Raw genomic sequence first — 26,153 nt, 5'->3', positions numbered from 1 at the left:
GGGCCTGCGCTGTTGCGCTGTTCAGCCCAGGAAGTCGACGCGGTCGATGAGGCCTTCGCGCACCCGGTAGGCCACCAGGACGCGGACCGGCTCGTCGGCCAGGCCGTGGGCGACTTCGTGGTCGACCACCCAGTCGCCTTCGCTGAGCCGCCCCACGATCTCCGCCCGGCAGCGGCCCTTGGCGAACTGTCCGGCGTACCTGTCGCGCAGAGCCTGCCGGCCCTGAAGTCGGGTGCCGTCGGCCCGGTGGATCGTGATGTCCTCGGCATAGGTGGCGACGAAGGCGTCGATGTCGTGGCTGTTGTAGGCGGCGAGCTGCTGCTCGACCACCTCGCGCGGTTCGGTCATGTGATTGGTCGTTCCTTCCTCGGTGTACGGGTTACGTGTTACGGGTTCAACCGGGCTCAGGCCGCGAGACGGCGGGTGGCGAGTTCGGCGTAGAGCGCGGCCCCGTCGGGGAGCACCGCGTCGTCGAACTCCGCGTAGGGCGAGTGGTTGACCGGCAGGTCGTCGGGGTCGGTCCCCTTCGGGGCGGCGCCGAGCCACACGAACGATCCCGGCACGGCGTCCAGGACCCGGGAGAAGTCCTCCGACCCGGTCATCGGGTTCGGCATCGACTGGAAGCGCTCCTCGCCGAAGACCTCCCGGACGGTGTCCGCCAGGAAGTCGGTCTCGGCCCCGTCGGTCACGGTCACCGGGTACTGGGGAAGGTACTCGACCTCGGCCCGCAGGCCGTGGGCGGCCGCGATGGCCCTGACCAGCTCCACCGTGGTGTCGGCGGCCTTGGACTGCGCCTCGGCGGAGAAGGTGCGCACGGTCGCCTCGAAGTAGGCGGTCTCGGGGATGATGTTGCGCTGGGTACCGGCCTGGATCAGCCCGACGGTGACCACCACCGGATCGAACACGTCGAAGCGGCGGGTCACCATGGTCTGCAGGGCGGTGACCATCTCGCAGGCCGCCGGGATGGGGTCCTTGGCCCGGTGCGGTACCGAGCCGTGGCCGCCCGCACCGTGGACGGTGACGTTCAGCGCAGTGGAAGCGGCCATGATCGGCCCGCGCCGGGAGCCGAACTCCCCGTGCCGCATGGCCGACGACACGTGCAGGGCGTAGGCGGCGACCGGGCGCCTGCCTGCCGCGTCGAGGACGCCCTCGGCCAGCATGGCTCCGGCTCCGTCCCACCCCTCCTCGCCCGGCTGGAACATGAAGACCACGTCGCCGTGGAGCTGTTCCCGCCGTGCGGCCAGCAGGTGTGCGGCACCCGCGAGCATGGTGGTGTGCAGATCGTGTCCGCAGGCGTGCATGGCCCCGTTGTCGGCGGCGAACGGCAGCGGGGCCTTCTCGGCGACCGGCAGGCCGTCCATGTCGCCGCGCAGCAGCACCGCCGGCCCCGGTCGGCCGCCGCGCAGCACCGCGGTGACCGAGCTCAGCGCGGAGCCCTGGCTCACCTCCAGCGGCAGTCCGTCCAGGGCCCGCAGCACCCGCTCCTGGGTGCGCGGCAGGGTCAGTCCCAGCTCCGGGAACCGGTGCAGGTCGTGGCGCAGCCGGACCAGGTCCGGGGCCAGAGCGAGAGCGTCGTCGTGCAGGGACACGGGCACCTCCGTCGATCCCGCGCGTGGCGGGAACTTGTGCAGAGCGATCTTGTTCCGTGATTCTGGATCTCTCGGCGGGATTTTCCCGCGATTTCGCAGGATCACGCCACCAGGAGGCCCTTCGATGAACGAATCCACCGGCAGCCGGCCGTGACCGGCACCGAGGTGACCGGCGCCGAGGTGACGGTGGACGAGCTGGACCTCGCCCTGGTGAACGCGCTGCAACTGCGGCCCCGCGCACCCTGGTCCCTGCTCGGCCAGACGCTCGGGATCAGCCCGGTCACCGCCGCCCGCCGCTGGCACCGGCTCTCGCAGGCCGGGATCGCCTGGGTGACCGCCTACGGCCTGCCGCACCCCGAGGACCGCGGGTGCGTCGCCTACCTCGACCTCGACTGCGCTCCCGACCGGCTCCGGCAGATCGCCGACGAACTGGCCGAGGACCCGCACGTGATGAGCATCGAGCACCTCGCCCAGGGCTGCGACCTCGTCGTCACCGTGGCCTTCACCGACCTGGCGATGGTCTCCCGGTACACCGCCGAACGGCTCGGCCCACTCCCCGGGGTCAACGCCGTCCGCGTCCACCTGGCGACCGGCTTCTACGCCGAGGGGATCCGCTGGCGACTGGACTCGCTGGACCCCGCCCAGCGCGTGGAACTGCACGACGATCACCCGGCGGGCTACGGGACGCCGTCCGGCGCACGAGCTGAAGTCCGGCAAGAAGACCGGGAGTTGCTCATCAGACTGGGCGTCGACGGCCGCCTCGGCCAAGCCGAGCTGGCCGCCGCCACCGGGCTCAGCCCGTCCACGCTGCGCCGGCGCCTCGACCGGCTGGCCGCCTCCGACGCGATCCGCTTCCGCTGCGAGATCGCCGCCCGCGACGCCGGCCGGCCGGTCCTGGCGACCTTCCGGGCCAACCTCCCCCCGGACCGGCTCGACGAGGTCGGACCCCAGCTCGCCAGACTCCCCGAGGTCCGGCTGTGCGTGTCCGTCACCGGCCCTCACAACCTCCTGCTCTCCGTCTGGCAGCGCTCCCTCGCCGACGTCCAGCGGCTGGAAACCGCTCTCGCCCGCAGGTTCCCCGACCTGCGGGTGGCCGAGCGCCGCGTGTCGCTGCGCACCGTGAAGCGGATGGGCCGGATCCTCGACGCGGACGGACGCGCGGTCCGCGCCGTTCCGCTGGACATCTGGCGGGACCCGGTCCCGGTCTCCTGACGGCCGTTCAGCCGTTCAGCCGTTCAGTCGTTCGGACCGGTCGGCGCCGCAACGCGCCGTCGCCAGGAGCCGCCAGGAGCCGCGGGCCGCCTCGCGCAGGCCCGGCGGCCCGCCCGCGTGTTCCGGCCATTTCCGGGTGTAGGCGCCCGTACCGGTCGCCCTGGTGGGCAGGATGGCCGACGGCCCGCTCCACTGCCCGGCGCCGGGCTCCGCAGACCGATCGGAAGGCAGGGACCAACCATGCCCAGGAGCGCACGGCGACGCACGGCGGCGGCGACCGTCTGCGCCGCACTCATCGGCGCAGTCGGCCTCCTCGCACCATCCGCCCAGGCCCAGGCACGGACCCAGGCACCGGCCCCGGTACAGGCACCGGCGACCGCGTCGTCGACGGCGGACCGGCCCCGGGACACCACCACGCCCCCGGGCACCGAGGGGCAGTCCACCACGGTCACCCGTCCCGACGGCACCCAGGCACGGTTCGCGGTCTTCTCGACCGACTACGCCACCGGACAGACCATCTGGTACCAGACGCAGTCCGCCCCCGGCGGCCCGTTCGGCGCCTGGAGCCAGGTCAACGGCATGAACCTCAACTTCCAGAACCAGGTGCTCACCGCCGCCGCGGACGCCGACGGCGCCCTGGAGGTGTTCACCATCGGGTACCAGTCGTCGGTCCTGGTCCGGATGCACCAGGCCGGCCCAGACGGGCCGTGGTCGGCACCCGAGCCCTTCGGCCCCGCCGGGGCGGGCGTGCCGAGGTTCTTCGGGGCGCCGGTGGCCTTCCAGCGGGCGGACGGCACGCTGGCCTTCTTCGAGGTCTACCAGGGCTCAAGCAGCCCGCAGTTGTACGTCAACGAGCAGAGCGCCCCCGGTGTCTGGGGCTCCTGGACCGCCCTGGGATCCGGTCCGCTGCCGTCCGGGGTCGCCACCCCCTCCTCCATCACCGAGTCGGCCGACGGGACGTTGACGGTGGTCGCGCACATGTGGAACGCCTCCTCGTGGTTCGCCCAGATCTCCGAGCAGGCCCCGGGCGGCGCCTGGGGCCCCTGGAAGGACTGCCGACCCGGCAACTGCACCACCGGCTGACCTCGCCGGCCACACCCCGGAAGCCCCGCGAGGCGGCCGGGAGGCCGAGCGCACCGCCCGGCGGCACCGCCCCGCCGACCTGCCCGGCGGCCTCGACCACCCCCGGGCCCGAGCCGCCCGAGGCGCTGGCGCAGACTGGGAGGCGGACCACACCCGACCGACCGGAGGACGACACCCATGGCCGACCGGCCCCTGACGCTGATGGCAGTGCACGCCCACCCCGACGACGAGGCCACCTCGACCGGCGGCGTCCTCGCCCGCTACGCCGCCGAGGGCATCCGCACCGTCCTCGTCACCTGTACGGACGGCGCCTGCGGCGACGGCCCCGGCGGCGCCAAGCCGGGCGAGGAGGGCCACGACCCCGCCGCCGTCGCCGAACTGCGCCGCCAGGAACTCGAAGCCAGCTGCCGGGTCCTCGGGGTCGACCACCTCGAACTGCTCGGCTACGGCGACTCCGGGATGATGGGCTGGCCCGCCAACGACGCCCCGGGATCGTTCTGGAGCACCCCCGTCGCCGACGGCGCTGCCCGGCTCGCCGACCTGATGCTCCACTACCGGCCCGACGTCGTCGTGACCTACGACGAGAACGGCTTCTACGGCCACCCCGACCACATCCAGGCCAACCGCATCACCATGGCCGCCCTCACCCAGGCCGCCCTGACGCCCAAGGTGTACTGGACCACGGCGCCGCACTCGATGATGCAGCGCTTCGGCGAGCTCATGCGCGAGTTCGGCGCCGACGGGAACGACGGGGGCGACGGGGACAACCCGGAGCCCACCGGGGAGGCCGTGGAGCTGCCCCCGATCGGGCTGCCCGACGAGGAGATCACCACCTGGGTGGACGCCACCGCCTTCGGCGGGCAGAAGTACGACGCGCTGCTCGCGCACGCCAGCCAGGGCGAGAACATCTTCTTCCTGAAGATGGGCCGGGAGCGGTTCACCGAGCTGATGGGCGTGGAGACGTTCGTCCGGGTCCTCGACACCACCGGCGCGGCGCTGCCCGAGAAGGACCTGTTCACCGGCCTGCGCTGAGCCGCAGGCTGAGCCGCAGGGCAGGCCCGGGCCCCGGACGAAACGATGCAGGCCACGCCCGGAAGGGCGTGGCCGCTTCCACTCGGGGGCAGTCGGCAAGGGCCCAGACCTGGACCGGAGCCCTGGCTGCCGGTACCCGTGCCCGCGCCGGTGACCGAACCGGTGCGGGCCGTCGGATCAGCGGGTGGTGTAGCCGCCGTTGGCGAACACGGTCTGCCCGTTGATCCACCAGCCGTCGGTGAGCAGGAACTTCACGAGCGGGGCGATGTCCTCGATCCTGGTGAGCTCCCCGTTCATGGAGGACGACTTGTGGTAGGCGACGGAGTCGTCGGTCTCGGCCGGGTAGAAGAACGAGGTGTCCATCGGGCCGGGGGCGACGTTGTTGACGGAGATGTTGCGGCCGAACAGTTCCTTGGACAGGGCGCGGGTGAAGTGCTCGACGGGGGACTTGCTACCGGCGTAGACGGAGTACAGGCCGGTGTAGGCGGCCAGCAGCGAGGTCACGATCGTGACGATCTTCCCGCCGTCCTCCAGACGCTTGGCCGCCTCGCGCATCATGAAGTACGCCGCCTTGGTGTTGACGGCGAACATCCTGTCGAACTCTTCCTCCGTGGTCTCCGTCATGGGCTTCTTGATGACCATGCCGGCCGTGTTGACCATGCAATCGACCTTGCCGAAGGCACGCACCGCGGTGTCGAACAGCGTCTCCACCTCGGCGACCCCGCTCAGGTCGCCCTGATGGACGATGGCGTCGCCGCCGAGCTTCTTCACGTCGGCCGCCGTCTGCTCGGCCTTGTCGCGGGAGGAATCGCTGTTGTAGTGCACAACGATCCTGGCACCGTCCCGGGCGCACTCCTTGGCGATGAGGCTGCCGAGGTTCTTCGATGCGCCTGCGATGACGACGACCTTGTCCTTGAGCGTATGGCCGGGCATGGAACTCTCCTCATCGGGAGCCGGAGGAAGGGGAGGGAAGGGGGGAAGCCGGGCAGGCCCGCCGGCCCGGACGGGTGTGCCTGGCGTCTCGCCGCCACCACCACGCTCACGCTATGGCGGCGTGCCAGGGCCCGCATGTCGAGGTCCCGCGGCTTGCGCCCGTGGCGATCGGCACTCACCACCACGCACGGGGGAAAGGCCCACGGCTTGGTGCCGGCCCGCATCACGCCACGGGCGGGTGTCCCTGCCACGCCCAGGAACACCGGGGTGCCGCCCCGCCCACCCCCGCTCCCCCAGAGTTAGGAATCACGCCGGGCTGTCCACGAGCATCCGATTCGTCGCCCCCGGCCTCAGCGAAACCGGCGAAAGGCACGACATGACCAGCAGCACTCCCGGCGGCACCCTCACCCTGGCCCCCGACCTCACCCTCAGCCGGATGGGCTACGGTGCCATGCAGTTGGCCGGCCCCGGCGTCCTCGGTCCCCCCAAGGACCGCGACCAGGCCTTGGCGGTCCTGCGCGAAGCCGTCGAGCTGGGCATCACCCACATCGACACCAGCGACTACTACGGGCCGTTCGTCGTCAACGCACTCATCAAGGAAGCCCTGCACCCCTACCCGGCCGGACTGCACATCGTCACCAAGGTCGGCGCCCGCCGCAACGAGACCGGCGACTGGATCCCCTCGCAGGAACCCGCGGACCTCAAGGCCCAGGTCCACGACAACCTCCGGCACCTCGGCCTGGAGGCCCTGGACGTCGTCAACCTGCGCCTGGACTCGGTGGAAAACATCTCCGACGCGCCCATCGCCGAGCGGTTCGGCGCCTTGGCCGACCTGCGCCGTCAGGGGCTGATCCGCCACCTGGGCATCAGCGGCGTCTCCGACGCCCAGCTCACCGAGGCGCAGGCCATCGCCCCGGTCGTCACCGTGCAGAACCTCTACAACCTGGCCAACCGGCAGGACGACACACTCGTGGACCGCTGCGCGGACCAGAACATCGCCTTCGCCTCGTTCTTCCCCTTGGGCGGCTTCAGCCCGCTCCAGTCCCAGGTGCTCAACGATGTCGCCGCCCGCCTCGACGCCTCCCCGCAACAGGTCGCACTGGCCTGGCTGTTGCAGCGCTCGGCCACCACCGTCCTGATCCCCGGCACCTCCTCCATCGCCCACCTGCGCGAGAACACCGCCGCGGCCGACCTGGTGCTGCCCGCCGACGCGGTCGCCGAACTCGACACCATCGGCTCGGCGAGAGCGCGGTAGTCCTCACCGTGGTCCTCAACCTCGACCATGGCCGGGCGCCCGTGTCCTGCGGCGGTTCCCTCACCGCCCGCCCGGATCCGGGTCCCGCCGCGGTTGCGCCCGTCCGGGTGGCCTTCCGCGCTTCCGGCTCCCCTCCGTTCGCATGCGGCGCTAGGTTGCTGGGCGACCCGCTGGCCCGCTTCCCGGAGGACACCGATGGCCATCTCCGCTCTGGACCACTCGACGACCCGCTATTCCCTCCCCCACGCCTACTGGATGGCGCAGGCCGCCGGACTGGCCGTGCTGGACCGGGCCGGCATCGAGGACAAGGCCCACGCCTGGGGCTTCGACGAGGTGCGGCACTTCGAGTCGACGCACCAGATGCCGTTCCTGATCGAGGACACCCAGGCCTACACGATGGCCAGCGACCGCATGATCGTCACCGGTTTCCGGGGCACCGAGGTCCTGAAGATCTACGACTGGCTCACCGACGTCAGCACCCCGCCCGTTCCCGGACCGGCGAACAAGGGCTTCGTCCACTACGGATTCCACCAGGCCCTGCGGTCCGTCTACCCCGAGATCCGCGACACCATCCAGGGACTGCGCACCAACGGGCAGAGCGTCTGGTTCACCGGCCACAGCCTCGGCGGCGCCCTCGCCATGCTGGCCGGCGCCTGCTGGTACTTCGAGGAGCCTCGCCAACTCCCCGACGGCGTCTACACCTTCGGCCAGCCCCGCACCTGTGAACGCCTTCTCGCCGCCGCCCACAACACGGCTTTCCGGGACCGCTGCTACCGCTTCGTCAACAATAACGACATCGTCCCCCAGCTCCCGCCCGAGCCGGCCTTCACCCACGTCAGCGCACTCCGCTACTTCGACGCCGACGGAGGGCTCCACGAGGCCATGCCGCTCATCGCCGGGTTGAAGGACCGGGCGAAGGGTTACCGCCAGGACATGTTCGCCCCCGAGACCGACGGCATCAAGGACCACCACCTGCGCAACTACCTCGCCGCGTTCGAGAAGAACCTCGCCACAACCGCCTGATCGCAGGACACCCCGGGGCCGGCCGGGTGGCCCCGGCGCGACCAGGTGGCTCAACAGCGGTCGCGCCGCTTCACCCTGCTGGGACGTCAAGGAGAAGTTCAACGGCTCCGCCGTACCGGTCGGTGCGGTGCTGACGTTGCCGGAGCTGGATTCCGTCTCCGACACTGCACACCCGGCGCACGCGGATACCGGGGTCACCGCCCGTGCTCCGTCTGGAGCAAGCGGCTGCTGACGGGATCTGCCCGACTCCCCCGCATGGCGGCGTCGATACGGCCGCCGCACCGGTGCCCCGCCACGCCTGTTGACGAGTCAGCCCGCTGTCGTTTTCGGATCAGTAGTCCAGGACGCGCTGGAGATAGGCGGTCCTGGCCGCGATGGCGAGTTGCGAGACGGCCGCCTGCGGCGCGGCGGTGGCGAAGGCGTGCCAGGCTCCCGGCCACACGTGCAATTCGACCGGGACTCCGGACCGGGACAGCCGCGCGGCGTAGTCGATGGTCTCGTCCCGGAAGGTGTCGACCTGGCCGGTGTCGATGTAGGTGGCGGGCAGCCCGCTCAGGTCTGCCGCGCGGGCCGGAGCCGCGTAGGGCGAGACCTCGGGCCCGCCCCTGGCCTGCCCGAGCAGGCAGGTCCATGCCGTCAGGTTGGCCCGGCTGTCCCAGAATCCCTCGCGGTCGAGTTCCTGGCTGGACGCTGTCTGACAGCGGTCGTCGAGCATCGGCGCCTGCAGCATCTGGTGGGCCAGGGCCGGGCCGCCGCGGTCCCGAGCCAGCAGCGCCGTCGCCGCTGCGAGCCCACCGCCCGCGCTCGTGCCCCAGATGATCAGCCGTTCGGGGTCGATGGACAACTCGTCGGCGTTGGCCGCGACCCACGCCAGCCCGGCATAGCAGTCCTCGACGGGTGCGGGATGGGGATGCTCGGGAGCCAGCCGGTACTCCACCGAGATTCCGACGATGCCGAGGACGTCCACCCACTCGGCGAGCACGTGGGAGAGCTCCCACTTGTTGCCGGAGATCATACCGCCACCGTGGGTGTGGTAGACGCACGGGCGTGAGCCCGCGCCGCGGGTAGGACGCATGATGAGCAGCGAGATCTCCGGTGCCCCGGCGGGGCCGGGCACCGTGCGTTCCTCGATCTCGACGGCCCCGTCCCGGCGCAGCGCGGCCGCGTCGGCCCCGCCGGGCACCGTCGCGTTCATTTCCCGGTAAGCGGGGATATCGGCCGGCCCGAGCCAGCCGAGTTCCCGCACCTCTTGCGGATAGGTGGCCAGGATTGCGGCCAACTCGGGGTCGAACGGTGGTCGGGAGTACATGCTCGGGTCCTTCCTTCAGTGGTTCGCCGCCCCAGTGTCCTGGCCGGTCGCCGCCCGATCCACCGCCGGATGGCTCACGTCATCCGCCATGTGGCGGATATGGTCCAGTGGTGGAAGAACTGCTCCAACGGCTCTCGGCACTGGATCCCGCCGCCGGGGACGCGGTGCGCGCCATCGCCTACTTCGACACCCTCGTCGAGCAGCGGGCCGGCCTCGATGCCTTCGTCAGGGCCGGGGCCATCCTCTCGGGCTGCACGGCGGGGCTGGCCGATCCCGACCGTCACGTCCTGGTGCGCATCCATCCCGACGGCCACCGGCTGGAACCGGCCGCGGACGTTCCCTCCTGGCCCGGCACCGCACTACGCGGTACGACCGCAGGCCGGGTCTGGCTCGAACGCACCGGCATGTCGCTGCCCACCGACGCCATCGTTCTCGAACGCCTCGCGGCCGGGGCGGGCATCGTCCTGGACCGAACCCGCGGCCGGGCCGCCACACACGACCCGGCCAGCGTGGAAGTGCTGCTCTCACCGGAGGCCACACCCGCAGCCCGCGCGCAGGGCGTGCGCAGACTCGCCCTTCCCGCAGCGAGATTCAGGGTCGCGGCCCTGCTGGGAAACCCGGATGATCCAACGATCAACCGGTGGAGCACTCGCCTCGGACGCGTGACCGCCGCCATCGTCGTCGACACCACGACCGAGCCCACCGCGAGCCTTGGACCCGGCATCGGGACCGAGCACGGGCCAAGAGCCGGGCTGGGCCCCGCCGTGGAAGCCGGTGGGCTGCCGCGATCATGGCACGGAGCGCTGACGGCGCTGCGGCTGACAGCCGAGACCCACGGTCCGCGCCACCTCAACTACGACGCGCTGGGCGGCCTGGCCCTCGTGGCCGAGCATGTCTCCCCGCACAACGCGTTGATCGAGGATGTGCGCGCGCTGCGTGCGGCGGAAAGAGCCGGCACCGGCGCGCTGGAAACCCTGGCCGCCCTCGAAGCCCACGACAGCCTGCGCCAGGCAGCCGCCGCGTTGCATCTGCACCACTCCACACTCCAGGCGCGCCTGCCCAAGCTGACCGCCGCCCTCGGCTTCGCCCCCGACACCCCGCAAGGACGCACACGCCTCCACCTCGCCCTGGCCCTCCACCGACTCAACCTCAACGGTCCCCTTCCCTAGCCCCCTTCCCTAGCCACCGAGCAGCAGTCGCAGTCCTCGGGGGGGGGCGGTCACGTCGAAGACCATGAGGGCGCTCTCCGCTAGATCTAGATAAGGAGTACATCGGCCATCTGGCCGACCTGGCCAGCCGGTTCGACCCGCACACCAGCGGCAGGCACTCGCCGCGTCGCTGCCCGCACTCCTCAGGACGGCCCGGCTCGCCACCCGACCGACCGACACGCCGACGGCACCACTTCCTCCTCCCCGGAAAGGAACCACGCCATGACCGCCCCGCACGCCTTCCCCCTGGAACCCGCCCCGATCCACGTGCCCGACGAGGTCCTCGACGACCTGCGCACCCGTCTCACACTGACCCGTGCCCCGCTGGACGAGGGGAACGAGGACTGGTCCTACGGCGTCCCGGACAGCTACCTCCGTGAGCTGGTCGCCTACTGGCGGGACGGCTACGACTGGCGCAAGGCCGAGGCCGCCGTCAACGCCCACGAGCACTACCGGGTGAGCGTCAGCGGTGTCCCGGTGCACTTCATGCGCAAGCCCGGCCGCGGCCCCCGCCCGATCCCGTTGATCCTCACCCACGGCTGGCCGTGGACGTTCTGGCACTGGTCGAAGGTGATCGGCCCGCTCGCCGACCCGGCCGCGTACGGCGGCGACCCCGCCGACGCGTTCGACGTCATCGTGCCGTCCCTGCCCGGCTTCGGCTTCCCCGGCCCGCTCACCGGCTTTCCCGACGTCAACTTCTGGAAGGTCTCCGACCTCTGGCACACCCTGATGACCGAGACCCTGGGATACGAGAAGTACGCCGCCGGGGGCTGCGACATCGGCGGGATCGTCTCCAGCCAGCTCGGCCACAAGTACGCCGACGAGCTGTACGGCATCCACATCGGCTCCGGGCTGCCGCTCGACTTCTTCACCGGCCCCCGCGCCTGGGACTTCGCCCGGAACCGGCCCCTCACCGACGACCAGCCCGCCGACGTCCGCGCCCGCACCATCGAGCTGGACCACCGCTCGGCGTCCCACCTCGCCGTGCACACGCTCGACGGCGCCACCCTGGCCCACGGGCTGAGCGACTCCCCCGCCGGGCTGCTCGCCTGGCTGCTGGAGCGCTGGAACGCCTGGAGCGACAACGGCGGAGACGTCGAATCCGTCTTCACCAAGGACGACCTGCTCACCCACGCCACGATCTACTGGGTGAACAACTCCATCGCCACGTCGATGCGTTACTACGCCAATGCCAACCGCTACCCCTGGACCCCCGCCCACGACCGCACCCCGGTCGTCCAGGCCCCGGTCGGCCTCACCCTCGTCACGTACGAGAACCCACCCGGTATCCACACCGCCGACGAACGCGTCCGGGCGTTCAAGACCGGCCCGCAGGCCGACTGGTTCAACCACGTCAACGTCAACGCCCACGACCGCGGCGGCCACTTCATCCCCTGGGAGAACCCCGACGCCTGGGTGGGCGACCTGCGCCGCACCTTCCACGACCGCAGGCCCTGAACAGCCCTGCCGGCTGGCCCGGCGACAGGCCGGACGAACGCTGCCCGGCGTGGGTGGTGCGGGCCGGTCGGCCCGCACCACCCACCGCACCGTCCGCCTGAGCCGCCCCCTACCGGGACCCCTCGCGGGGTCGACGGCGGGATCACGGGTGCTGGAAGGCGACCTCCGGGTCGGCCGGTGACGGGCCGTCGAGCAGCGGCTGCGGGATGCCGCGCAGGTGCAGGTCGAAGAAGGCCCCGACGTAGGCGCGGGTGATCTCCTCCGCGCGCTGTGCCGGGATCGGCACGGCGGGGTCGGTCACGCCCAGCTGTGCGGCGAGGACGGGCAGGTCGGTGAAGCTGGAGTGGTCGGAGCCGGCGATGGTCAGCCACCGCTTCCAGCCGTCCAGGCGCGCCCAGTCGCGGTCCCAGCTGGTGTCCGCGCCGCCCGGGCTGTGGTTGGCCAGGGTGCCGAACATGAGGAAGGGGCGGCCCTGGAGGCCGGTGGCGGGAACCGGCGCGAAGAAGGTGCCGTCCATGTTCACCCCGGCTCGTACCCGGTCGTCACCGGCCATGGTCGCGGCGGCGGCGTCACCGCCGATGGAGTGCCCGGCCATGCCGATCCGTTGCGGGTCGATCACGCCGGCGTACCGCCACCGCGAATGACGGTCGGTCAACTGATCGACGACGAAGGAGAGATCCTCGGCCCGGCTCCGGGCTATCGCCTCCAGGCCGTCGAGGGTGGGCGTCTGGTCGCAGACGACGCAGGTGCGGGTCCGTCCGTCGGGGAAGGTCACACCGGTGGACTCGTAGGTGTGGTCGACCAGCGCGACGACGTACCCGCGACTGGCCAGGTCCTCGGCGAGGCCGGTGAGGGTGGCGCGCGGCAGCGTGAGGCCGGGCGAGAGCACCAGCAGGGGGAACCTGCCGCGCTCCGGCCGGGCGTCGGCGTGCGCGTAGGTGCGGGTGCCGCCGAGTGTCTCGGCCGGGACGGCGCCGCCCGGAGCCGTCTGCTGCAGCAGCAGACGGGCCTCCTCGGTGGTCATGTAGGGGGCCGGTCCGCCGGTCCCGGGCCGGGCCGGGTAGTACGTCGACACCATCAGTTCCCGGGCACCCCCGGCCGGCACCCAGGGATCCCGGCGGTGCTGGTCGACGAGGTGCAGGGTGCTGCGTCCGATCGCGTGCGGGCCCGTCGGGCGGGGCAGCTCCAGGTGGACGCCGTACCTGTCCGAGGCCGCGGAGGGAGCTGCGACGGAGGGCCCAGGCGCGGCGAACGCCGCACCCGCCCCGATGATCGGCAGCGGCAGGACGAGCGTGAGCGCGGCGGCCAGGGCAGCACGACGGATTCTGGTCATGCCGGCAACGCTAGTTCGCGGGCGCAGCAGTTGACATCCCCTCAGAGGAGGACGGGGAAGGGGATGAGGCATCCCAGCGGAGGAGGGCCGGGCATCCCAGCGGAGGAGGCGGACGGGCCGGCGCAGCAGGCCGGACGGGCCGAGGCGGCGGGCCGTTCCGTCCCCCGCGCGGAACGGCCCGCCGACGGCTCCCGCTACTTCAGCAGGAAGTCGTACACCGCCTGCCGTCCGGCCGGGTTCGCCGCCCGGTTCTGCACCGAGTGCGCCGCCCCGGGCACGATCACGATCTGCGGGTCGTGCGCCAACTTCGCCTGCTGGTACAGCACTTCGTACGGCGTGGCCAGGTCCCGGTCGCCGCCGAGCAGCAGCACCGGCACGTCCGGCAGCCTGCGGTGCTCCGACGGCGCCGGCGGCACCCGCTCGCGCGGCCAGTCGAGGCAGACCAGGAGGCTGCCGAGCCCGGTCGCGGTCGCCGGGTCGTACGGCCAGGTCTGCTCGGCCGTCAACCGCTGCCGGGTGCGCTCCAGCGCCGCCGCGCGGCCCGCGACGGGCGTGTCGGTGGTGCCCCACGGGAAGCGCGAGTCGGCGCACAGGGCGGCGGAGTGCAGCCCCTGGCTGAGCTCCTCGGCCGGGGCGGCGTCGACCTGCTGGTGGACCAAGTCGAAGAAGTCCTGGAGCTTCGCGGGCTGCCCTGCGGCGGCCTCGTGCAGGATCTCCGGGACACCGCCGTAGTCCGGGTCGATGAACTCGTAGCCGGTGAGCGCACTCAGGACCTGCGCCCCGTTGCCGTACCGCCGAACCGTGGCCGCGAGGTCGGCGGCCGGGTCGGTGGTGCAGCCGGTGGACCGGCAGGCGGCCCGCAGGACCCGGGCACTCGCGGGCAGCGCGGCCAGGTCGAGGGGGTCGAAACCCTGTTGCGGCGCCACCGAGTCGAGCACCAGCCGGGCCACGCGCGCCGGGTGGGCGAGCGCGTACCGCTCGGCGACGATGGTGCCGTACGAGACGCCGTCCAGGGTGAGGCGCCGGTCGCCGAGCGCGCGGCGCAGCAGGTCGATGTCGGCGACGGTGTCCGCGGTGCTGTAGTGGCGGGCGTCGGGGCCCAGGGCGGCGGCACAGTCGGTGATCGACTGCTTGCGCGGCGCGGCGAGGTCGGAGGAGCCCATGTCCTCCTGGAGGCCCGGGCACTGGAGCGCGCCCCGGCCGGTGCCGCGCTGGTCGTACATCACCAGGCGGTAGTCCTTGAGGACGGGTTCCAGCTTGCCCGCGATCCGCTTGATCGCCGGGACGCCGGGCTGGCCGGGACCGCCGGTGAGGAAGAGCAGGTCGCCCTTGGGGGCCGTGGTGTTGCCGGTGACGGCCACCTGGAGGTCGAGGGTGCCGGGGGTGGCACCGCTGTGGTCGAACGGGACGGTGAGGGTCCCGCAGGTGAACTCGGGTGCGTCCGGGCAGGGCGCCTGGCCGGTGATCCCGCCGGCGCGGGCCGGTCCGGCCGTGGCGGCGAAGCCGACTGCGGGGGTGGCCAGGGTGGTCCCGGCGGCCACCGCGGCGGCACCCAGCAGAGCGGCGATACGGCCGCGCTTGCTCGTCATGTTCGTCCTTCCGCTCGCGCCGCGCCCGGGCCGACGCGGTCACGGAAGCAGCCTGCGCCCCGCGGCACTTCGATGGCGAGCGTCCGGGCGGGATTCGACCTGGAAGGCGGACGGAACCATGTCTGCTACGCCCCCCACACCCTCGTGCTGCGCCACGACGGCACGCCTCGCCGGCGTCCTCAAGAACGGGTGAGGAGTTCGGTGAGGTCCGCCAGCGCGGCGTCCCACCCGTGGGCCAGCACCACGCCGGCGGGGTTCAGTACCACCTCGTCGACTCCGGCCGTCCCGTAGGCGGCGAGCTCGGTCGCCAGCTGGTCCGGCGAGCCGTAGAGGAAGACACCGGACTCGACGAGTTCGCGGGCTCCGGCCACCGGGTCGCGGGTGTCCAGGTGCAGGCCCGCGCGGCGGAGCATGTCGGCGTAGTGCGGCGCGCCCAGGTGCCGGCCGGCGCCGTGCTGGGCCAGCACCATCGGGTGGCGGCCCGGCCGGGCGACGGCGGCGTGCACCACGGTCACCACTCTCGGCGGGGCCGCCACCCGGCCCGTCGTCGCTGCGCCTTCGGCCAGGGCGGGGACGAGGACCTCGGCCACGTACCGGGGCGGGGTCATCCAGGTGATCGCGACGTCCGCGACCCGCCCGGCCGCGCGGGCCATGGCGGGTCGCAGGACGCCCGCGCCCAGCTCGACCGCCGGCGGGGGCTCCCCGTGCGGGAGCCGGAGCCCGGGCGCGGCGGAACCGGGGCCCGGTGCGGGAGGCCCGGCCGACCGGCCGTCCAGCAGCGCGCGGACGGCGCCGACGTAGTCCGCCACGGCCTCGGCCGGCCGGGCGTAGGGGGCGCCCAACAGGCGACCGACGAGCGAGGGTTCGCCCGCGCCGTAGCCGATCACCGGCCGGTGTCCGGTGAGCACGGCCAGGGACTGGGCCTGGGCGGCCGCCTCGAAGGGGTGTCGCAGAGCAGTCAGCGTGACCGAGAGCCCGACCGGGATCCGCTGCCCCGTACCGGCCAGCCAGGCCAGCGCCTGGTGGCTCTCCACCGCCAGGGACTGCCCGAGCCAGAGCCGGTCGGCCGCGCCGGCGCCCACCAGCGAGGCCAGCGCCGTCAGCGCGGTGAGGTCGGCCCGGTCGCGGAGGGCGTGCGGGAAGAGGACGGAGATCCGCATGCCGCTCAGCCGTTCCGCGAGGGGTCGGCGGGGTCGGTGGCCGCGTCGCGCAGCGATCGGGCGACGGAGGCGGCGAGCGCCGGTCCGCCTGATCCGGCCGGGCCGTCCGGGCCGTCCGGGGCGGCCGCGTGTCGCAGTACTCCTTCGGCCACCGCCGCCGCCCGGTGCTGGCCGAAGCTCCGGCCGCGCCACCCGGCCCTGGTGTCGCCGGGCTCGTCGGCGGTGGCGATGCCCGGCCCCAGGGGGCGGGCGAAGACCGAGGTCTGCGTGCCGAGGCCGGGCAGGCCGCGCAGCGCCGCCGCCAAGGCCGTCAACTCGTCGGCGTGGGAGCGGGGGAGGTAGAGCACGACCGCGTCGCGACGCGGGTACGACCAGGGCCGGGACAGCACCTTGGCCCGGTATCGCAGCGAGCGGGCGGCCAGCTCCCGGAGCAGCGCCGCCCAGAGCGCGGGCGCGGCGGTGGGGTCCTCGACGTGCAGGTAGAGCCGCCGCAGCGACTCGCCCTCGTGCGGCCCGCCGTGCGGCCCGTCCACCAGCAGGAAGCCGGGCGACAGCGCGGGACGGACGGCAGGCAGCTCGACGGTCACGGACGTGTCCGCCGGTCGCGGGTCGTCGCTCCGGACGGCGGCGGCCGGGACGCGGACCGTCACGCCGCCCAGCTCGACCGTGAACTCCGTGGCGGCGCCCCCGGTTCCGGTCCCGGACTCAGCTCCGGCCCCGGCTCCGGCTGCGGCCCCGGCTCCGGTCGGGACGGCGGCGCGCAGGCGGGCGGGGGCGAGCGTGTCCGCGTGCGGTGTCGCCGAGATCAGCTGCCGCTCGAACTCCACGTCACGGCGGGGCAGTCGGGTGGCGGTGCTGGATCGGTCGAGGCGCGACCGGTCGAGGCCGGCGTGCCACTGCTCGTAGAGCGCCGTGCCCAGGGCGATCCGCAGGCCGCGCGGCGAGTCGGCGCTGATGCGGTGGCCGTCCACCGTGACGGCCTGCGGGTACTCGGTGAGATCGATGCCGGTGAGTGCGGCCGCGAGCTGCTCGGACACGTACGTCATGACACCACCAGCCCGATCGCCTCGATGAACCGGTCCGGGGCGAGCAGTGCCCCGCGTCCCACACCGGCGATGCCGCGCTGAACCGCGCTCAGGGTGGGCCGGACGCTCGCGGTGGCCATGGTGCGGTCGAAGAGGTGCCAGCCGGCGTACCCGACCACCCGCTCGGCGAGTTCGGGATCGAGCCGGTCGGCGTGCTGCCGGTAGCCCTGCCAGAAGGCGCCGATCACCGGGAGGACGGCGGCCAGTTCGCGCTCTCCGCTGCGCATGAGGGTGCCGTGGGCGTCGGCGGCTCGGCCGCCGTCGGCGTCAGCGTCAGTGAGGTCGGGGTCGGGGTCGGGATCGGTGGCGTCGACCTCCGCATCGACCTCGTCGGTGTCGACGCCGGTGAACATCCGACTCGCCGCGCGGTACAGCCACTGCCCGACGAAGCCGCCGAGGTCGATCGCCGGGTCGGCGAGCTGGAACTCCTCCCAGTCGGTCAGCTGGAGCGTGCCGTCGCAGAGCAGGAACTGGTCCAGCCGCAGGTCGCCGTGGACCGGGAGGTGGTCGGCGGCGGCCGAGCGGGCGTCCAACGCGCGCAGGGCGCCGTGCAGTCGGCGGTCCTGCTGGAGCAGGCCCCAGAGGGCCAGTTCGGCGCCGCTGCTCGCGGTGTACTCGGCCACGGTCAGCGCGGCCAGCCGGTGGCCGGTGCGCGTGCCGGGGCGGGGCTTGGGCCGGACGTCGGCCGTCGGGAAGCCGTGCAGCTCGGCGAGCGCCCGGCCGGCCCGCCGGGCGAGTCCGGTGTCGAAGCCGTCCTCGTCGGCGAGGGTGTTCCCGGTGACGGCATCCACCAGCAGGTCGAAGACCAGCACCAACCGCTTCCGATCGCCGCCGAGCAGCGCCGGCGACTCCCAGGAGAGTGCGCCGGCCCCGGTCCGGGCCGACTCGAAGGCGCAGGAGCGGTCATAGCGGTCGGTTCCGTCGGGGGCCTGGCCGTCGAGCCGTTTGATGAAGACGCCGGTGCCGTCCGTGGTGCGTCCCGCCCACGAGTCGTTGCGGCCGAGATGGCTCACCAGGCTGTCCGGGTCCAGCGGGGCGAAGCCCAACGCGGCCAGTGCCACCGGCACTTCGGGCGCGTACTCGAAGAGGCCCGGGGTGCGGCCGGGGCCGGCCCGGTCGGCTGCCGGCGTTGCCGGTGGAGTCGAGACTGTCGCTGCCATGGCGGCCACGCTAGGGATCCCGGCCGGCGGTCACCACAGGCAGGATCCTGTCATGCCCGAGCGGGCAAGGGGTCAGGATGCCCCACTTTCCTGCTACTGGGCACTGGCATCGAACGCCTGATCTGCTGGGGGCGGTCGAGGAACCCGCTCCTCGACCGAAATCCGAAGCCGAATCCGGGCCCGATCCGGGCCCGAATCCGACGAGTCGAGAGGATGACCATGAGCTCTGCTGACCTGATGGGCGGCTACGCCGCCTACACCACCCCGAACGCGGCGATCGAGGAGCTCGCCAGCACCGGCATCACGGCCGAGTTGGAGTTCACCCCGGTCCTCACGGTCACCCCGTGGACCGAGGCGATCTCCCTGGTGGTGGTCTCCATCGCCACCCAGCTGTGATCCGCTCGCAGACCTGATTTCCCTTCCATCTCAAGGGAGTTCGACATGAGTACTGCTGACCTGATGGGCGGCTACGCCGCCTACACCACGCCGAACGCCGCGATCGCGGAGCTCGCCAGCACCGGCGTCGCCGGCGTCCCGGCGGAGCTGGAGGTCACCCCGACCGTCTCGCTCGTCGTCCTCTCGCTCGTCACGATCACCATCATCGGCTGACGGACTCGTCGAGCGTCACGTCGTCCGGGCCCCGCGGCACGCTGCGGGCGGGGCCCGGCCGGCGGCCGGAGCGGTGCACCCAGCCGGCGACGCCGACCCGCGAGGAGCACTGCAACCGCCGCATCGTCTCGCGGAGGTGGTTGACCACCGTCCACTCCGAGATGCCCAGGCGGCGCGCGATCTGATGGTTGCTCAGTCCGTCGGCCACCAGGAGCGATACCTCCAGTTGGCGGCTGGTCAGTTGCCGCCCCGGCGGCGCCTCGGCGGAGTCCGGCTCGGCGAGGGGGAGGGCGAGGGAGAAGGAGCAGAGCAGGTCCAGGAGCGCGGTGGCCGCGCCGGTTGCCAGCGCGTGGGCGAACTCGTCCTCGGCGAGCCGGCGGCGGATGCCGGGCAGCAGCCGAGCGGTGGCCAGGTCGGGATCCGCGGGGTCGCCGGGAATGCCGGCTCGCCCCGGATGAAAGCTGCCCAGCAGCCGGGCGGCGTCGGTCGCCCGCGCCGGTGCGGGGCGCAGCGGACTCGCGACCAGGCCGACCAGCGCACCGAGCGTGGCGACTGCGCCGAGTGGGCGCAGGTGGGCCAGCCCCTCGACGTAGTGGGCGCGGGACGCGGACGGATCGCCGCCGGCGGCGGCGATCAGGCCCAGGTGCAGCAGGGCCGTGCCGACCAGCAGCACGTCCCCACGGCGCCGGGCCGCGGTCAGCACCCGGCCCGCCAGTGCGGCGCCGCGCCCGGTCCGGCCGACCCGAAGCTCGACCAGGGCGGCCTCCAACTCGACGCGCAGGGCCGCCGGTTCGTCGTCGGCCGCACGGAGGAGCGCTGCTGCCCCGGTGAGGGCGGCGAGCGCTCGGTCGGGGTCCCGGTCGCATCCGGTCAGGCCCCGCAGCCGCAGGAGTCGGGCCGCCGTGGAGGGTTCATCGGGCGTGGTCCGGGATCGGTCGGGCACGGATGAGGCCGCCCCGGCCTCATCCAGCAGGGCACTCGCCAACTCGTGGTCGCCGTCGAGCAGTCGGGCCTCGGCGCGGATCAGCGCGAGCCGGACCCGCGCTCGCCCGCCGGTGATGCCGGTGATGCCGGTGGGATCGGCGGGATCGGTGGGACTGGTGACGCCGAGCGGCACGGCGGCCCGGTCGGCCCAGTCCGGGCCGAGGCCGACGACTCGGGCGTGGGCGAGCAACTGCTCCATCAGGTCGAGGGCTTCGACAGTGAACCCGTGCCGGGTCAGCGTGTCGACCGCCAGCCGGAGGTTGGCCTCCTCGACGCGCAGGGCGAGCAGGGATGTCGTCTGGTCGCCGGCGGCCAGCCGCCGGGCGGCCCCGGCGGCGAGCCGGGCGTAGTAGCGCGCATGGCGGAGCGTGAGGACGACGAGCGGGCCGCCGGCAGGCCGGATCTCGGGCAGGTCGCCGAACGGCACGTACAGTCGCGTCTCGGCCGCACCGTCCAATCGGCCGGACGGCCGGTCCTCCAGCGTCAGCGACTGCCGATCGAGCAGGGCCTCCAGCGCCGCCGGGAAGGCGCTCGGCGCGATCCCGGACACCGCCCGGAGCGCCTCGGGCCCGAACCCGCCGGCGAACAGGGGTGTGCAGGACATCAGCCGCGCCGCGTCGGCGCCGAGCGGGCCGCACCGTCCTGGTGGTCGCCCTGCCTCCCGTTTTACCTCCCGTCCCGGCAACCGGTCCGGCGACCGTCCCGGCGCCCGGTCCGCCGGCGGGCCAGGCGGCTCGGCATAGGCGGCCACCAGGCGGCCTCCCTCCGCCCCGCCGAGTGCGGCCAGCACGGTGCCGACGCCCTCCAGCGCCGCCACCCGGGCCGCGAGCACCAACGCCCCTGGCAGGCCCCGGAGTTCCACGCAGATCCGGCCCACGGTCTGCTGGTTCCGGGAGGTCACCGTGAAGCCCGGGCTCCAGGCCCGCCGGGCAGCCGTGAAGGCCTGTACCGCGGGGGTACGGCAGAAGGCATCCAGGTCGGTCGGTGACCAGTCCACCGGAACGGCCAGCGGGTCCACCCGGTACGCCACGCCGGCGCCGACGGGTGACAGCCGACCGGTGGCGAGCAGCTTCGCCCCACGCGGCGCACAGCGGGCCAGCAGCGCCGGGTAGTCGTCCGGCTCGACCTGATCAGCCATCAGCAGCTCGGCTGGTCCCGGAGTTCCCGCCGCCCCGCCCGCCGCCCGGTACTGCTCGGCGACCGCGAACGCCAGCCGGGTCTTGCCGCTGCCCGGTAGGCCGTGCAGCAGCACGCCGGGTACGGCGGGGTCGGCGAGCAGCCGCAGCAGCTCGGCCGTCTCACGTGCTCGCCCGAACAGTTCGCCCGTGAAGGCCCGGTGGTCCGCAGGTTCCCGCTGGGGGACGCCGGACTCGAACAAGATGGTCATGGACGGCTCCAGAGCTGGCTCCGCCCGCCTACACAGCGCGGGCGCGCCGGCGGGATCGTCCGTACTGATCCTGGACGGCGGCGCCGACCGGCGGTATCCCAGACTTCTGGGACGCCGCCGGTTCAGCATCGGCACGCGGCCAGGCTCAACCCCTCGCCCGGACCGGTCTGCCGTTCGGTTCCGGACTCACCGCAGCCCCCGGTGCCGACGGTGGTGGCCCGCGTGGTGGTGGTGCCGGTTGCGCCGTCGCCACCGCCGTCGACCGGCTCCCGCCGCCGAGGCTCCGGCCGCCGACGCTCCGGTGGACCGGGCCGAGTCGGCGAAGGCGTCGTCCGACTCCCGGCCGGAGCCTTCCGATCCTGCGGGCAGCACGTCGATCCGGCCCATCTGGCCGTGCGAGGAGTGCACCATGTGGTGGCAGTGGTAGACGTACTCGCCCGGATATTCGCCCCAGGTCATGGCGATCCGGACGCTCTCCCCCGGGTGGACCGTGACGGTGTCCTTCAGCCCGGCCTCGGCCGGGCCGACCGGCACCCCGTCACGGTCCAGCACGCGGAACTGCACCAGGTGGGTGTGGAAGGAGTGGGGGGCGTGGAAGACCCCGGCCGGCGGGCGGGTGAGGTGGTTGCGGATCGTCCAGATCTCGCTGCTGCCGACGGTGGTCCGCACGTCGGTCCGTTTCGGGTCGTACTTGCGCCCGTTGATCCTGGCGTCCGGGAAGGTCGTCAGCGCGAACTCCCGGTGCACCGTCGCCTTCGGGATCGGCGGCAGGGTGGCCAGGACGTCCGGAATCCGGCTCCGGTCCTCGGCCGTCCGGGTGATGTCGAAGCGCAGCACCTCGGTCCGCTCGCTCTCCAGCGCGGCCGTGTTCTCCAGCACCACCGATCCGCCGACCGGGTAGCGGGCGAAGTCGACCACGATCTCGGCGCGCTCCGCGCCGGTCAGGGTCAGCTCGTGCACCGTCACCGGCGCGGCGAGCAGTCCGCCGTCCGAGGCGATCTGGGTGAACGGCTGGCCGTCGGCGAGACGCAGCGACACATGGCGGTTGGGCGAGACGTTGAAGACCCGCAGCCGGTACTTGCGCGCGGCCACCTGGAAGTAGGGCCGCTCCTTGCCGTTGACCAGCATGTGCGGGCACGCGTACGGGTCGGTGTAGACCAGCCTGCCGTCGGTCTCGATCCGGGCGTCCCGGATCAGCAGCGGGATGTCGAACTCGCCGTTCGGCAGCGGCAGGCCGCTCTCGTGCGGGTCGCTGAGCAGGTAGGCGCCGGCCAGGCCGCGGTAGACGTTCTCGGCCTCCAGCTCGTGCGCGTGGTCGTGGTACCAGAGCGAGGCGGCCACCTGCGAGTTGGGGTAGCGGTACTCGCGGGTCTCGCCGGGCTTGACGAGGTCCATCGGCAGGCCGTCGTAGCGCGAGTGCACATGGCCGCCGTGCAGGTGGACGGAGGTGTGCACGCGCAGGTCGTTGGTCTGCTGGACCACCACCTCCCGGCCCCTGACCGCCCGGATGGTCGGACCGGGGAAGCAGCCGCCGAAGGTCCGGACGGTGGTCAGCAGCCCCTTGACGATCTCCGCCTGGGTGTCGGCCATCCGTAGCCGGTACAGGTCCGAGGAGTCCGTCCGCGACACCGGGCTCAGCACCGGGGGCACCGGCATGGCGTGCTCGAAGGGGGTGATCCGGGCGGCCGACCGCTTCGCCTCCGACCTGGGCGGCGCGGCTTGCGGGGCCGGGGCGGCCGGCGCGGCCGACAACGCCAGGGACGAGACCCGGGCCCCGCCCGGTGCGCGGTCCCAGGGGAAGAGGACCGCCGGACCGCCTATCGCGGCGGCTTTCAAAAGGTCTCGTCGGTTCAGCATTCCCGGTCTTTCCGTCCAGGGCCGGACGGTCGGTGCGCCGCCGGGCCAGTGGTCGCCGGTCGTGGCTTCCGGCGGCCCTGCTCGGTGGCCGCCGCGCGCACGACGGCGCGGGCCGGGCGTGTCGGACCGTAGCGCCGACGCGACGTTCCGTCACTGCCCGTCGGCTCAGTATCAGCGAGCTTCGCGCGCTCCGCAGCGCGACCGCACCTGCCCGGCCCCGGTCGGCACTGGCGTCGGGCCGACCGGCCACGGCCACCGTTCAGGATTCGGGCGACGCCCAGGTGCCCAGGGACATCTCGGCGGTGATCCCCGGGCCGAACCCGGCCAGCAGCCCCTGGTGGCCGTCGAGGGCCGACTTCTCGTCGAACATCCGGGCCAGGGCGTCGAGCACGACCGCACTGGCGATGTTGCCGTACTGGGTGAGGGTGGCCCGGCTGAAGCGGAACGCCTCGGGCGGCACCTCCAGGAAGCGGCTGAGGTCGTCCAGGATCCGTGGGCCACCGGCGTGGACGATGTAGAAGTCCAGCGTGCCCACGTCCCACTGGTGCTGCTCCGCCACCGCGCGCAGGGCCGGGCTGAGCGGCTCCATCGTCCCCGGCACCCTCTTGTCCAGCTGGAAGTGGAATCCGGTGGGGCGGACCGCGTAGGAGATCCACTCCTCGGTGTCCGGGATGAGGTACGAGCCGTTGCGTTCCAGCCGCATTCCGGTCCCGCCCTCGCCCCGGACCACGGCGGCGGCGATCCCGTCGCCGAACAGGCCGTTGGACAGCAGCGAGCCCACGCCCAGGTCCGTGGGCTGGTAGCACAGCGAGCAGAACTCGCAGGCCACGATCAGCACGTTGGCGCCCGGGTAGGCCGAACAGAAGTCATGGGCCCGGTTCACCGCCGCGCCGCCGGCCGCACACCCCAGTTGGGCGATCGGCAGCTGCCGGGTCTCCGGCCGGAAGCCCAGCCTGTTGATCAGCCACGCCGTGAGCGACGGCATCATGAAACCGGTGCACGACACATAGACGATCAAGTCGATCTGGGACGGCTCCACTTGGGCCTGTTCGAGGGCCCTGAGCACCACCGCCGGGACGCGGGCCTTCGACTCCGTCGCGAAGACGGCGCTCCGTTCGTCCCACCCCGGGTGCTTCAGCACCACCTCGATGGGTTGGATCAGGTGCCGCTTGCGCACTCCGGTGTTCTTGATGAGACGCAGCGCCAGTTCGAGCTGTGGGTGGTCGGGGTGGAGCCTGCGCGCCAGCTCGATGGTCTCCTCGTTGGTGATGACGTGCTCGGGTACGTCTATCGCCGGTTTGCACAGAACTGCCACGGCACTTCCTCCAGACGAGCGGTGTTCCCGGTGCGACCCTGGCGGGGCGGGATTTCACCACTCGACGGCAGCCGCTGCGAGCCGGACGCGCGGAGGGCGCGGGCGGCGGGACGCACCGGGCGGGACCCAACTCAGTGGCCGACGAGCCGACCGGGCGAGGATCGGATGATCGCGGTACGGGCGGTCGTGCTGGTCGCAAGTTGGTTCAGGCCACCTAGCCCAATTTACGGAAGGCGGGCCCGTCCCGCATGTCGGCCCGCACACCCCGGGGTGTGCGGGCCGACGTGCGCGGTGTTTCCGGCAGTCACCAGGTGACCGGCAGCGCCAGCGGATAGCGCCAGATGGACGTGGTGTTCCACGCCAGCTCCGCGGCCGGCTTCGCCAGCGCGATCCTGGGGAAGCGCTCCAGCAGGGTCCCGAGGGCGACTTCGAGTTCGGTGATGGCCAGCGGCGCGCCGAGGCAGTGGTGCGCGCCCCAGCCGAAGGTCATGTGGGAGGGGCTGGTCCGCTCCAGGTCCAGCTCGTCGGGCCGGTCGAACCGGCGGCCGTCCCGGTTGGCCGTCAGGTAGGAGACGTGCACGATGTCCCCCGCCGGGATCGTCACCCCGCTCAGCTCCACGTCCTCAAGGGCCACCCGGGGGATGCCGACGCCCTTGCGGAAGGGGATGAAGCGCAGCAGCTCCTGGAGCGTCCGGGAGAGCGTCTCGGGCCGCTCGCGCAGTGCGGCGAGCACGTCGGGGCGGCTGAGGATGGTGTACGAGAGGTTGCCGAGCTCGTACGTCGTGGTGTCCTGGCCCGTGATCAGCAGGACCATGGCCATCACGGTGAGTTCCTTCTCGTCGAGGACCTCGTCGCCGTCGCGGGCCGTGGCCAGCACGCTGATCAGGTCGTCGCCGGGGTTCCTGCGCCGTTCGGCGGTCAGCTCGGCGAAGTACGCCCGCAGGTCGGCCTTGGCCCGTACCGCGTTCGGCTTGTTGGCCAGGCTCACGTCCATCATCGTCCGGGCGTTGGCGCGCAGCCGGGCGCTGTCGGCCTCGGGGATCTCCAGGACCTCGCAGATCGTGATCAGCGGGAGCGGGTGGGCCAGGTGCTCCATGAGGTCGGCCGGGGGGCCCTGGTCCCGCATGCGGTCCAGCAGCCCGTTCACCACGTGCTGGGTGCGGTCCCTCATCCGCTCGATGTGGTCGGGGGTGAAGCCCTTGGACACCAGGCTGCGCAGGCGGGCGCTGGCGGGAGGGTCCATGACGTTGATCGCCTCGGCCTGGACGATCGGCTCGGGGGTCATGCGCGGGAAGTCCCGGCCGACGATGGCGTGGCGGCTGAACCGCCGGTCGGTGGTGACCGTGCGCACGTCGTCGTACCCCGTGACGAGCCAGGCCTCCCCCTCGCCGTAGGGGAGGCGGATGCGGCTGACCGGTGCGTCGTTCATGAGCTGCCGGAGCGTCGGGTCGAACTCTAGGGTCTCGGCGAAGTCGAACGGGCAGTTCCGTGCGCTGGAGTCGGTGGACATGCGGACCTCCAGGTCTGGGCCGCGCGGGCCGGATGGGGGAGGCGGACGAATTGCACCGGTAC

The 26,153-nt window shown here is 72.8% G+C and carries 21 protein-coding genes and 1 pseudogene; 9 read left to right on the top strand and 13 right to left on the bottom strand.

All coding sequences use genetic code 11. From position 1 onward, the window contains the following. Positions 1–21 precede the first annotated feature (21 nt). Entirely contained in the window at positions 22–348 is a 327-nt protein-coding gene (locus AB0O82_RS07265) for a nuclear transport factor 2 family protein (protein ID WP_363581055.1), read from the bottom strand. 56 nt (positions 349–404) lie between these two features. Next, entirely contained in the window at positions 405–1,589 is a 1,185-nt protein-coding gene (locus AB0O82_RS07260; protein ID WP_363581053.1) for a M20 family metallopeptidase, read from the bottom strand. A gap of 150 nt (positions 1,590–1,739) precedes the next feature. Here AB0O82_RS07260 and AB0O82_RS07255 point away from each other — a divergent pair, with 150 nt between their 5' ends. The 3 genes from AB0O82_RS07255 (at position 1,740) to AB0O82_RS07245 (ending at position 4,916) form a co-directional block, all read left to right on the top strand. Beyond that, positions 1,740–2,801 carry an Lrp/AsnC family transcriptional regulator gene (locus AB0O82_RS07255; RefSeq protein ID WP_363581051.1) on the top strand — a complete coding sequence of 354 codons (1,062 nt, stop codon included), beginning with the start codon at positions 1,740–1,742 and terminating at the stop codon, positions 2,799–2,801. A gap of 240 nt (positions 2,802–3,041) precedes the next feature. Beyond that, positions 3,042–3,884, top strand: a complete 843-nt coding sequence (locus tag AB0O82_RS07250; RefSeq protein ID WP_363581049.1) for a hypothetical protein — start codon at positions 3,042–3,044, stop codon at positions 3,882–3,884. 177 nt (positions 3,885–4,061) lie between these two features. Continuing rightward, the gene (locus AB0O82_RS07245) at positions 4,062–4,916 is read left to right on the top strand and encodes a PIG-L family deacetylase (RefSeq protein WP_363581047.1); all 855 of its coding nucleotides are present in this window, start codon (positions 4,062–4,064) and stop codon (positions 4,914–4,916) included. Between the two features lie 177 nt (positions 4,917–5,093). Here AB0O82_RS07245 and AB0O82_RS07240 read toward each other — a convergent pair whose 3' ends face one another. Continuing rightward, complete coding sequence (locus AB0O82_RS07240) at positions 5,094–5,849, bottom strand: SDR family oxidoreductase (RefSeq protein WP_363581045.1); 756 nt, start codon at positions 5,847–5,849, stop codon at positions 5,094–5,096. A 376-nt stretch (positions 5,850–6,225) separates the two neighbouring features. On the opposite strand from AB0O82_RS07240, the gene AB0O82_RS07235 reads away from it, so the two are divergent. Both AB0O82_RS07235 and AB0O82_RS07230 read left to right on the top strand, forming a co-directional pair. Further along, entirely contained in the window at positions 6,226–7,104 is an 879-nt protein-coding gene (locus AB0O82_RS07235; RefSeq protein WP_363581043.1) for an oxidoreductase, read from the top strand. 195 nt (positions 7,105–7,299) lie between these two features. After that, positions 7,300–8,127 (top strand): lipase family protein, encoded by an 828-nt coding sequence (locus AB0O82_RS07230; protein WP_363581041.1) that lies wholly within the window; start codon positions 7,300–7,302, stop codon positions 8,125–8,127. Positions 8,128–8,458: 331 nt separating this feature from the next. On the opposite strand, the gene AB0O82_RS07225 is transcribed toward AB0O82_RS07230, so the two are convergent. Beyond that, a complete protein-coding gene (locus tag AB0O82_RS07225) occupies positions 8,459–9,436 on the bottom strand; it encodes an alpha/beta hydrolase (RefSeq protein WP_363581039.1) in 978 nt (325 codons plus the stop codon). A gap of 110 nt (positions 9,437–9,546) precedes the next feature. On the opposite strand from AB0O82_RS07225, the gene AB0O82_RS07220 reads away from it, so the two are divergent. Continuing rightward, positions 9,547–10,605, top strand: a complete 1,059-nt coding sequence (locus tag AB0O82_RS07220; RefSeq protein WP_363581037.1) for a helix-turn-helix domain-containing protein — start codon at positions 9,547–9,549, stop codon at positions 10,603–10,605. A gap of 261 nt (positions 10,606–10,866) precedes the next feature. Continuing rightward, positions 10,867–12,102 (top strand): epoxide hydrolase, encoded by a 1,236-nt coding sequence (locus AB0O82_RS07215; RefSeq protein ID WP_363581035.1) that lies wholly within the window; start codon positions 10,867–10,869, stop codon positions 12,100–12,102. Positions 12,103–12,244: 142 nt separating this feature from the next. On the opposite strand, the gene AB0O82_RS07210 is transcribed toward AB0O82_RS07215, so the two are convergent. The 5 genes from AB0O82_RS07210 to lxmK form a co-directional block, all read right to left on the bottom strand. Next, positions 12,245–13,435, bottom strand: a complete 1,191-nt coding sequence (locus AB0O82_RS07210; RefSeq protein ID WP_363581033.1) for an alpha/beta hydrolase — start codon at positions 13,433–13,435, stop codon at positions 12,245–12,247. Positions 13,436–13,629: 194 nt separating this feature from the next. Next, positions 13,630–15,024, bottom strand: a complete 1,395-nt coding sequence (locus AB0O82_RS07205) for an alpha/beta fold hydrolase (protein ID WP_363581031.1) — start codon at positions 15,022–15,024, stop codon at positions 13,630–13,632. 179 nt (positions 15,025–15,203) lie between these two features. Next, on the bottom strand, positions 15,204–16,184 hold the full coding sequence (locus AB0O82_RS07200) for an LLM class flavin-dependent oxidoreductase (RefSeq protein ID WP_363581029.1): 981 nt from the start codon (positions 16,182–16,184) through the stop codon (positions 15,204–15,206). Between the two features lie 5 nt (positions 16,185–16,189). Then, the gene (locus tag AB0O82_RS07195) at positions 16,190–17,230 is read right to left on the bottom strand and encodes a T3SS effector HopA1 family protein (RefSeq protein ID WP_363581027.1); all 1,041 of its coding nucleotides are present in this window, start codon (positions 17,228–17,230) and stop codon (positions 16,190–16,192) included. Continuing rightward, the gene (gene lxmK, locus AB0O82_RS07190; protein WP_363581025.1) at positions 17,227–18,429 is read right to left on the bottom strand and encodes a class V lanthionine synthetase subunit LxmK; all 1,203 of its coding nucleotides are present in this window, start codon (positions 18,427–18,429) and stop codon (positions 17,227–17,229) included. The genes AB0O82_RS07195 and lxmK overlap by 4 nt, the downstream gene beginning before the upstream one ends. A 219-nt stretch (positions 18,430–18,648) precedes the next feature. On the opposite strand from lxmK, the gene AB0O82_RS07185 reads away from it, so the two are divergent. Further along, positions 18,649–18,825, top strand: coding sequence for a hypothetical protein (locus AB0O82_RS07185; protein WP_350876063.1), 177 nt, complete (start codon positions 18,649–18,651; stop codon positions 18,823–18,825). A 45-nt stretch (positions 18,826–18,870) separates the two neighbouring features. Continuing rightward, a complete protein-coding gene (locus AB0O82_RS07180) occupies positions 18,871–19,038 on the top strand; it encodes a hypothetical protein (RefSeq protein ID WP_350876060.1) in 168 nt (55 codons plus the stop codon). Here the strand turns inward: AB0O82_RS07180 and AB0O82_RS07175 are convergent. From AB0O82_RS07175 to AB0O82_RS07160, 4 genes and pseudogenes are all read right to left on the bottom strand, one after another. Beyond that, positions 19,028–21,409, bottom strand: a complete 2,382-nt coding sequence (locus AB0O82_RS07175) for a LuxR C-terminal-related transcriptional regulator (RefSeq protein ID WP_363581023.1) — start codon at positions 21,407–21,409, stop codon at positions 19,028–19,030. The two genes, AB0O82_RS07180 and AB0O82_RS07175, sit on opposite strands and share 11 nt — an antisense overlap. A gap of 186 nt (positions 21,410–21,595) precedes the next feature. After that, positions 21,596–23,266 carry a multicopper oxidase family protein gene (locus AB0O82_RS07170; protein WP_363581021.1) on the bottom strand — a complete coding sequence of 557 codons (1,671 nt, stop codon included), beginning with the start codon at positions 23,264–23,266 and terminating at the stop codon, positions 21,596–21,598. A 259-nt stretch (positions 23,267–23,525) separates the two neighbouring features. Then, positions 23,526–24,590 (bottom strand): annotated as a pseudogene (locus AB0O82_RS07165) (type III polyketide synthase); the annotation flags it as partial. 295 nt (positions 24,591–24,885) lie between these two features. Further along, the gene (locus AB0O82_RS07160) at positions 24,886–26,091 is read right to left on the bottom strand and encodes a cytochrome P450 (RefSeq protein ID WP_363581019.1); all 1,206 of its coding nucleotides are present in this window, start codon (positions 26,089–26,091) and stop codon (positions 24,886–24,888) included. Positions 26,092–26,153: the final 62 nt, after the last annotated feature.

Origin of the sequence: Kitasatospora sp. NPDC088264, assembly GCF_040685715.1 — a bacterium.
In the GTDB taxonomy this organism is placed as follows: domain Bacteria; phylum Actinomycetota; class Actinomycetes; order Streptomycetales; family Streptomycetaceae; genus Kitasatospora.
The sequence above is the reverse complement of the archived record's forward strand: the minus strand, read 5'-3'. Positions and strand labels throughout refer to the sequence as shown.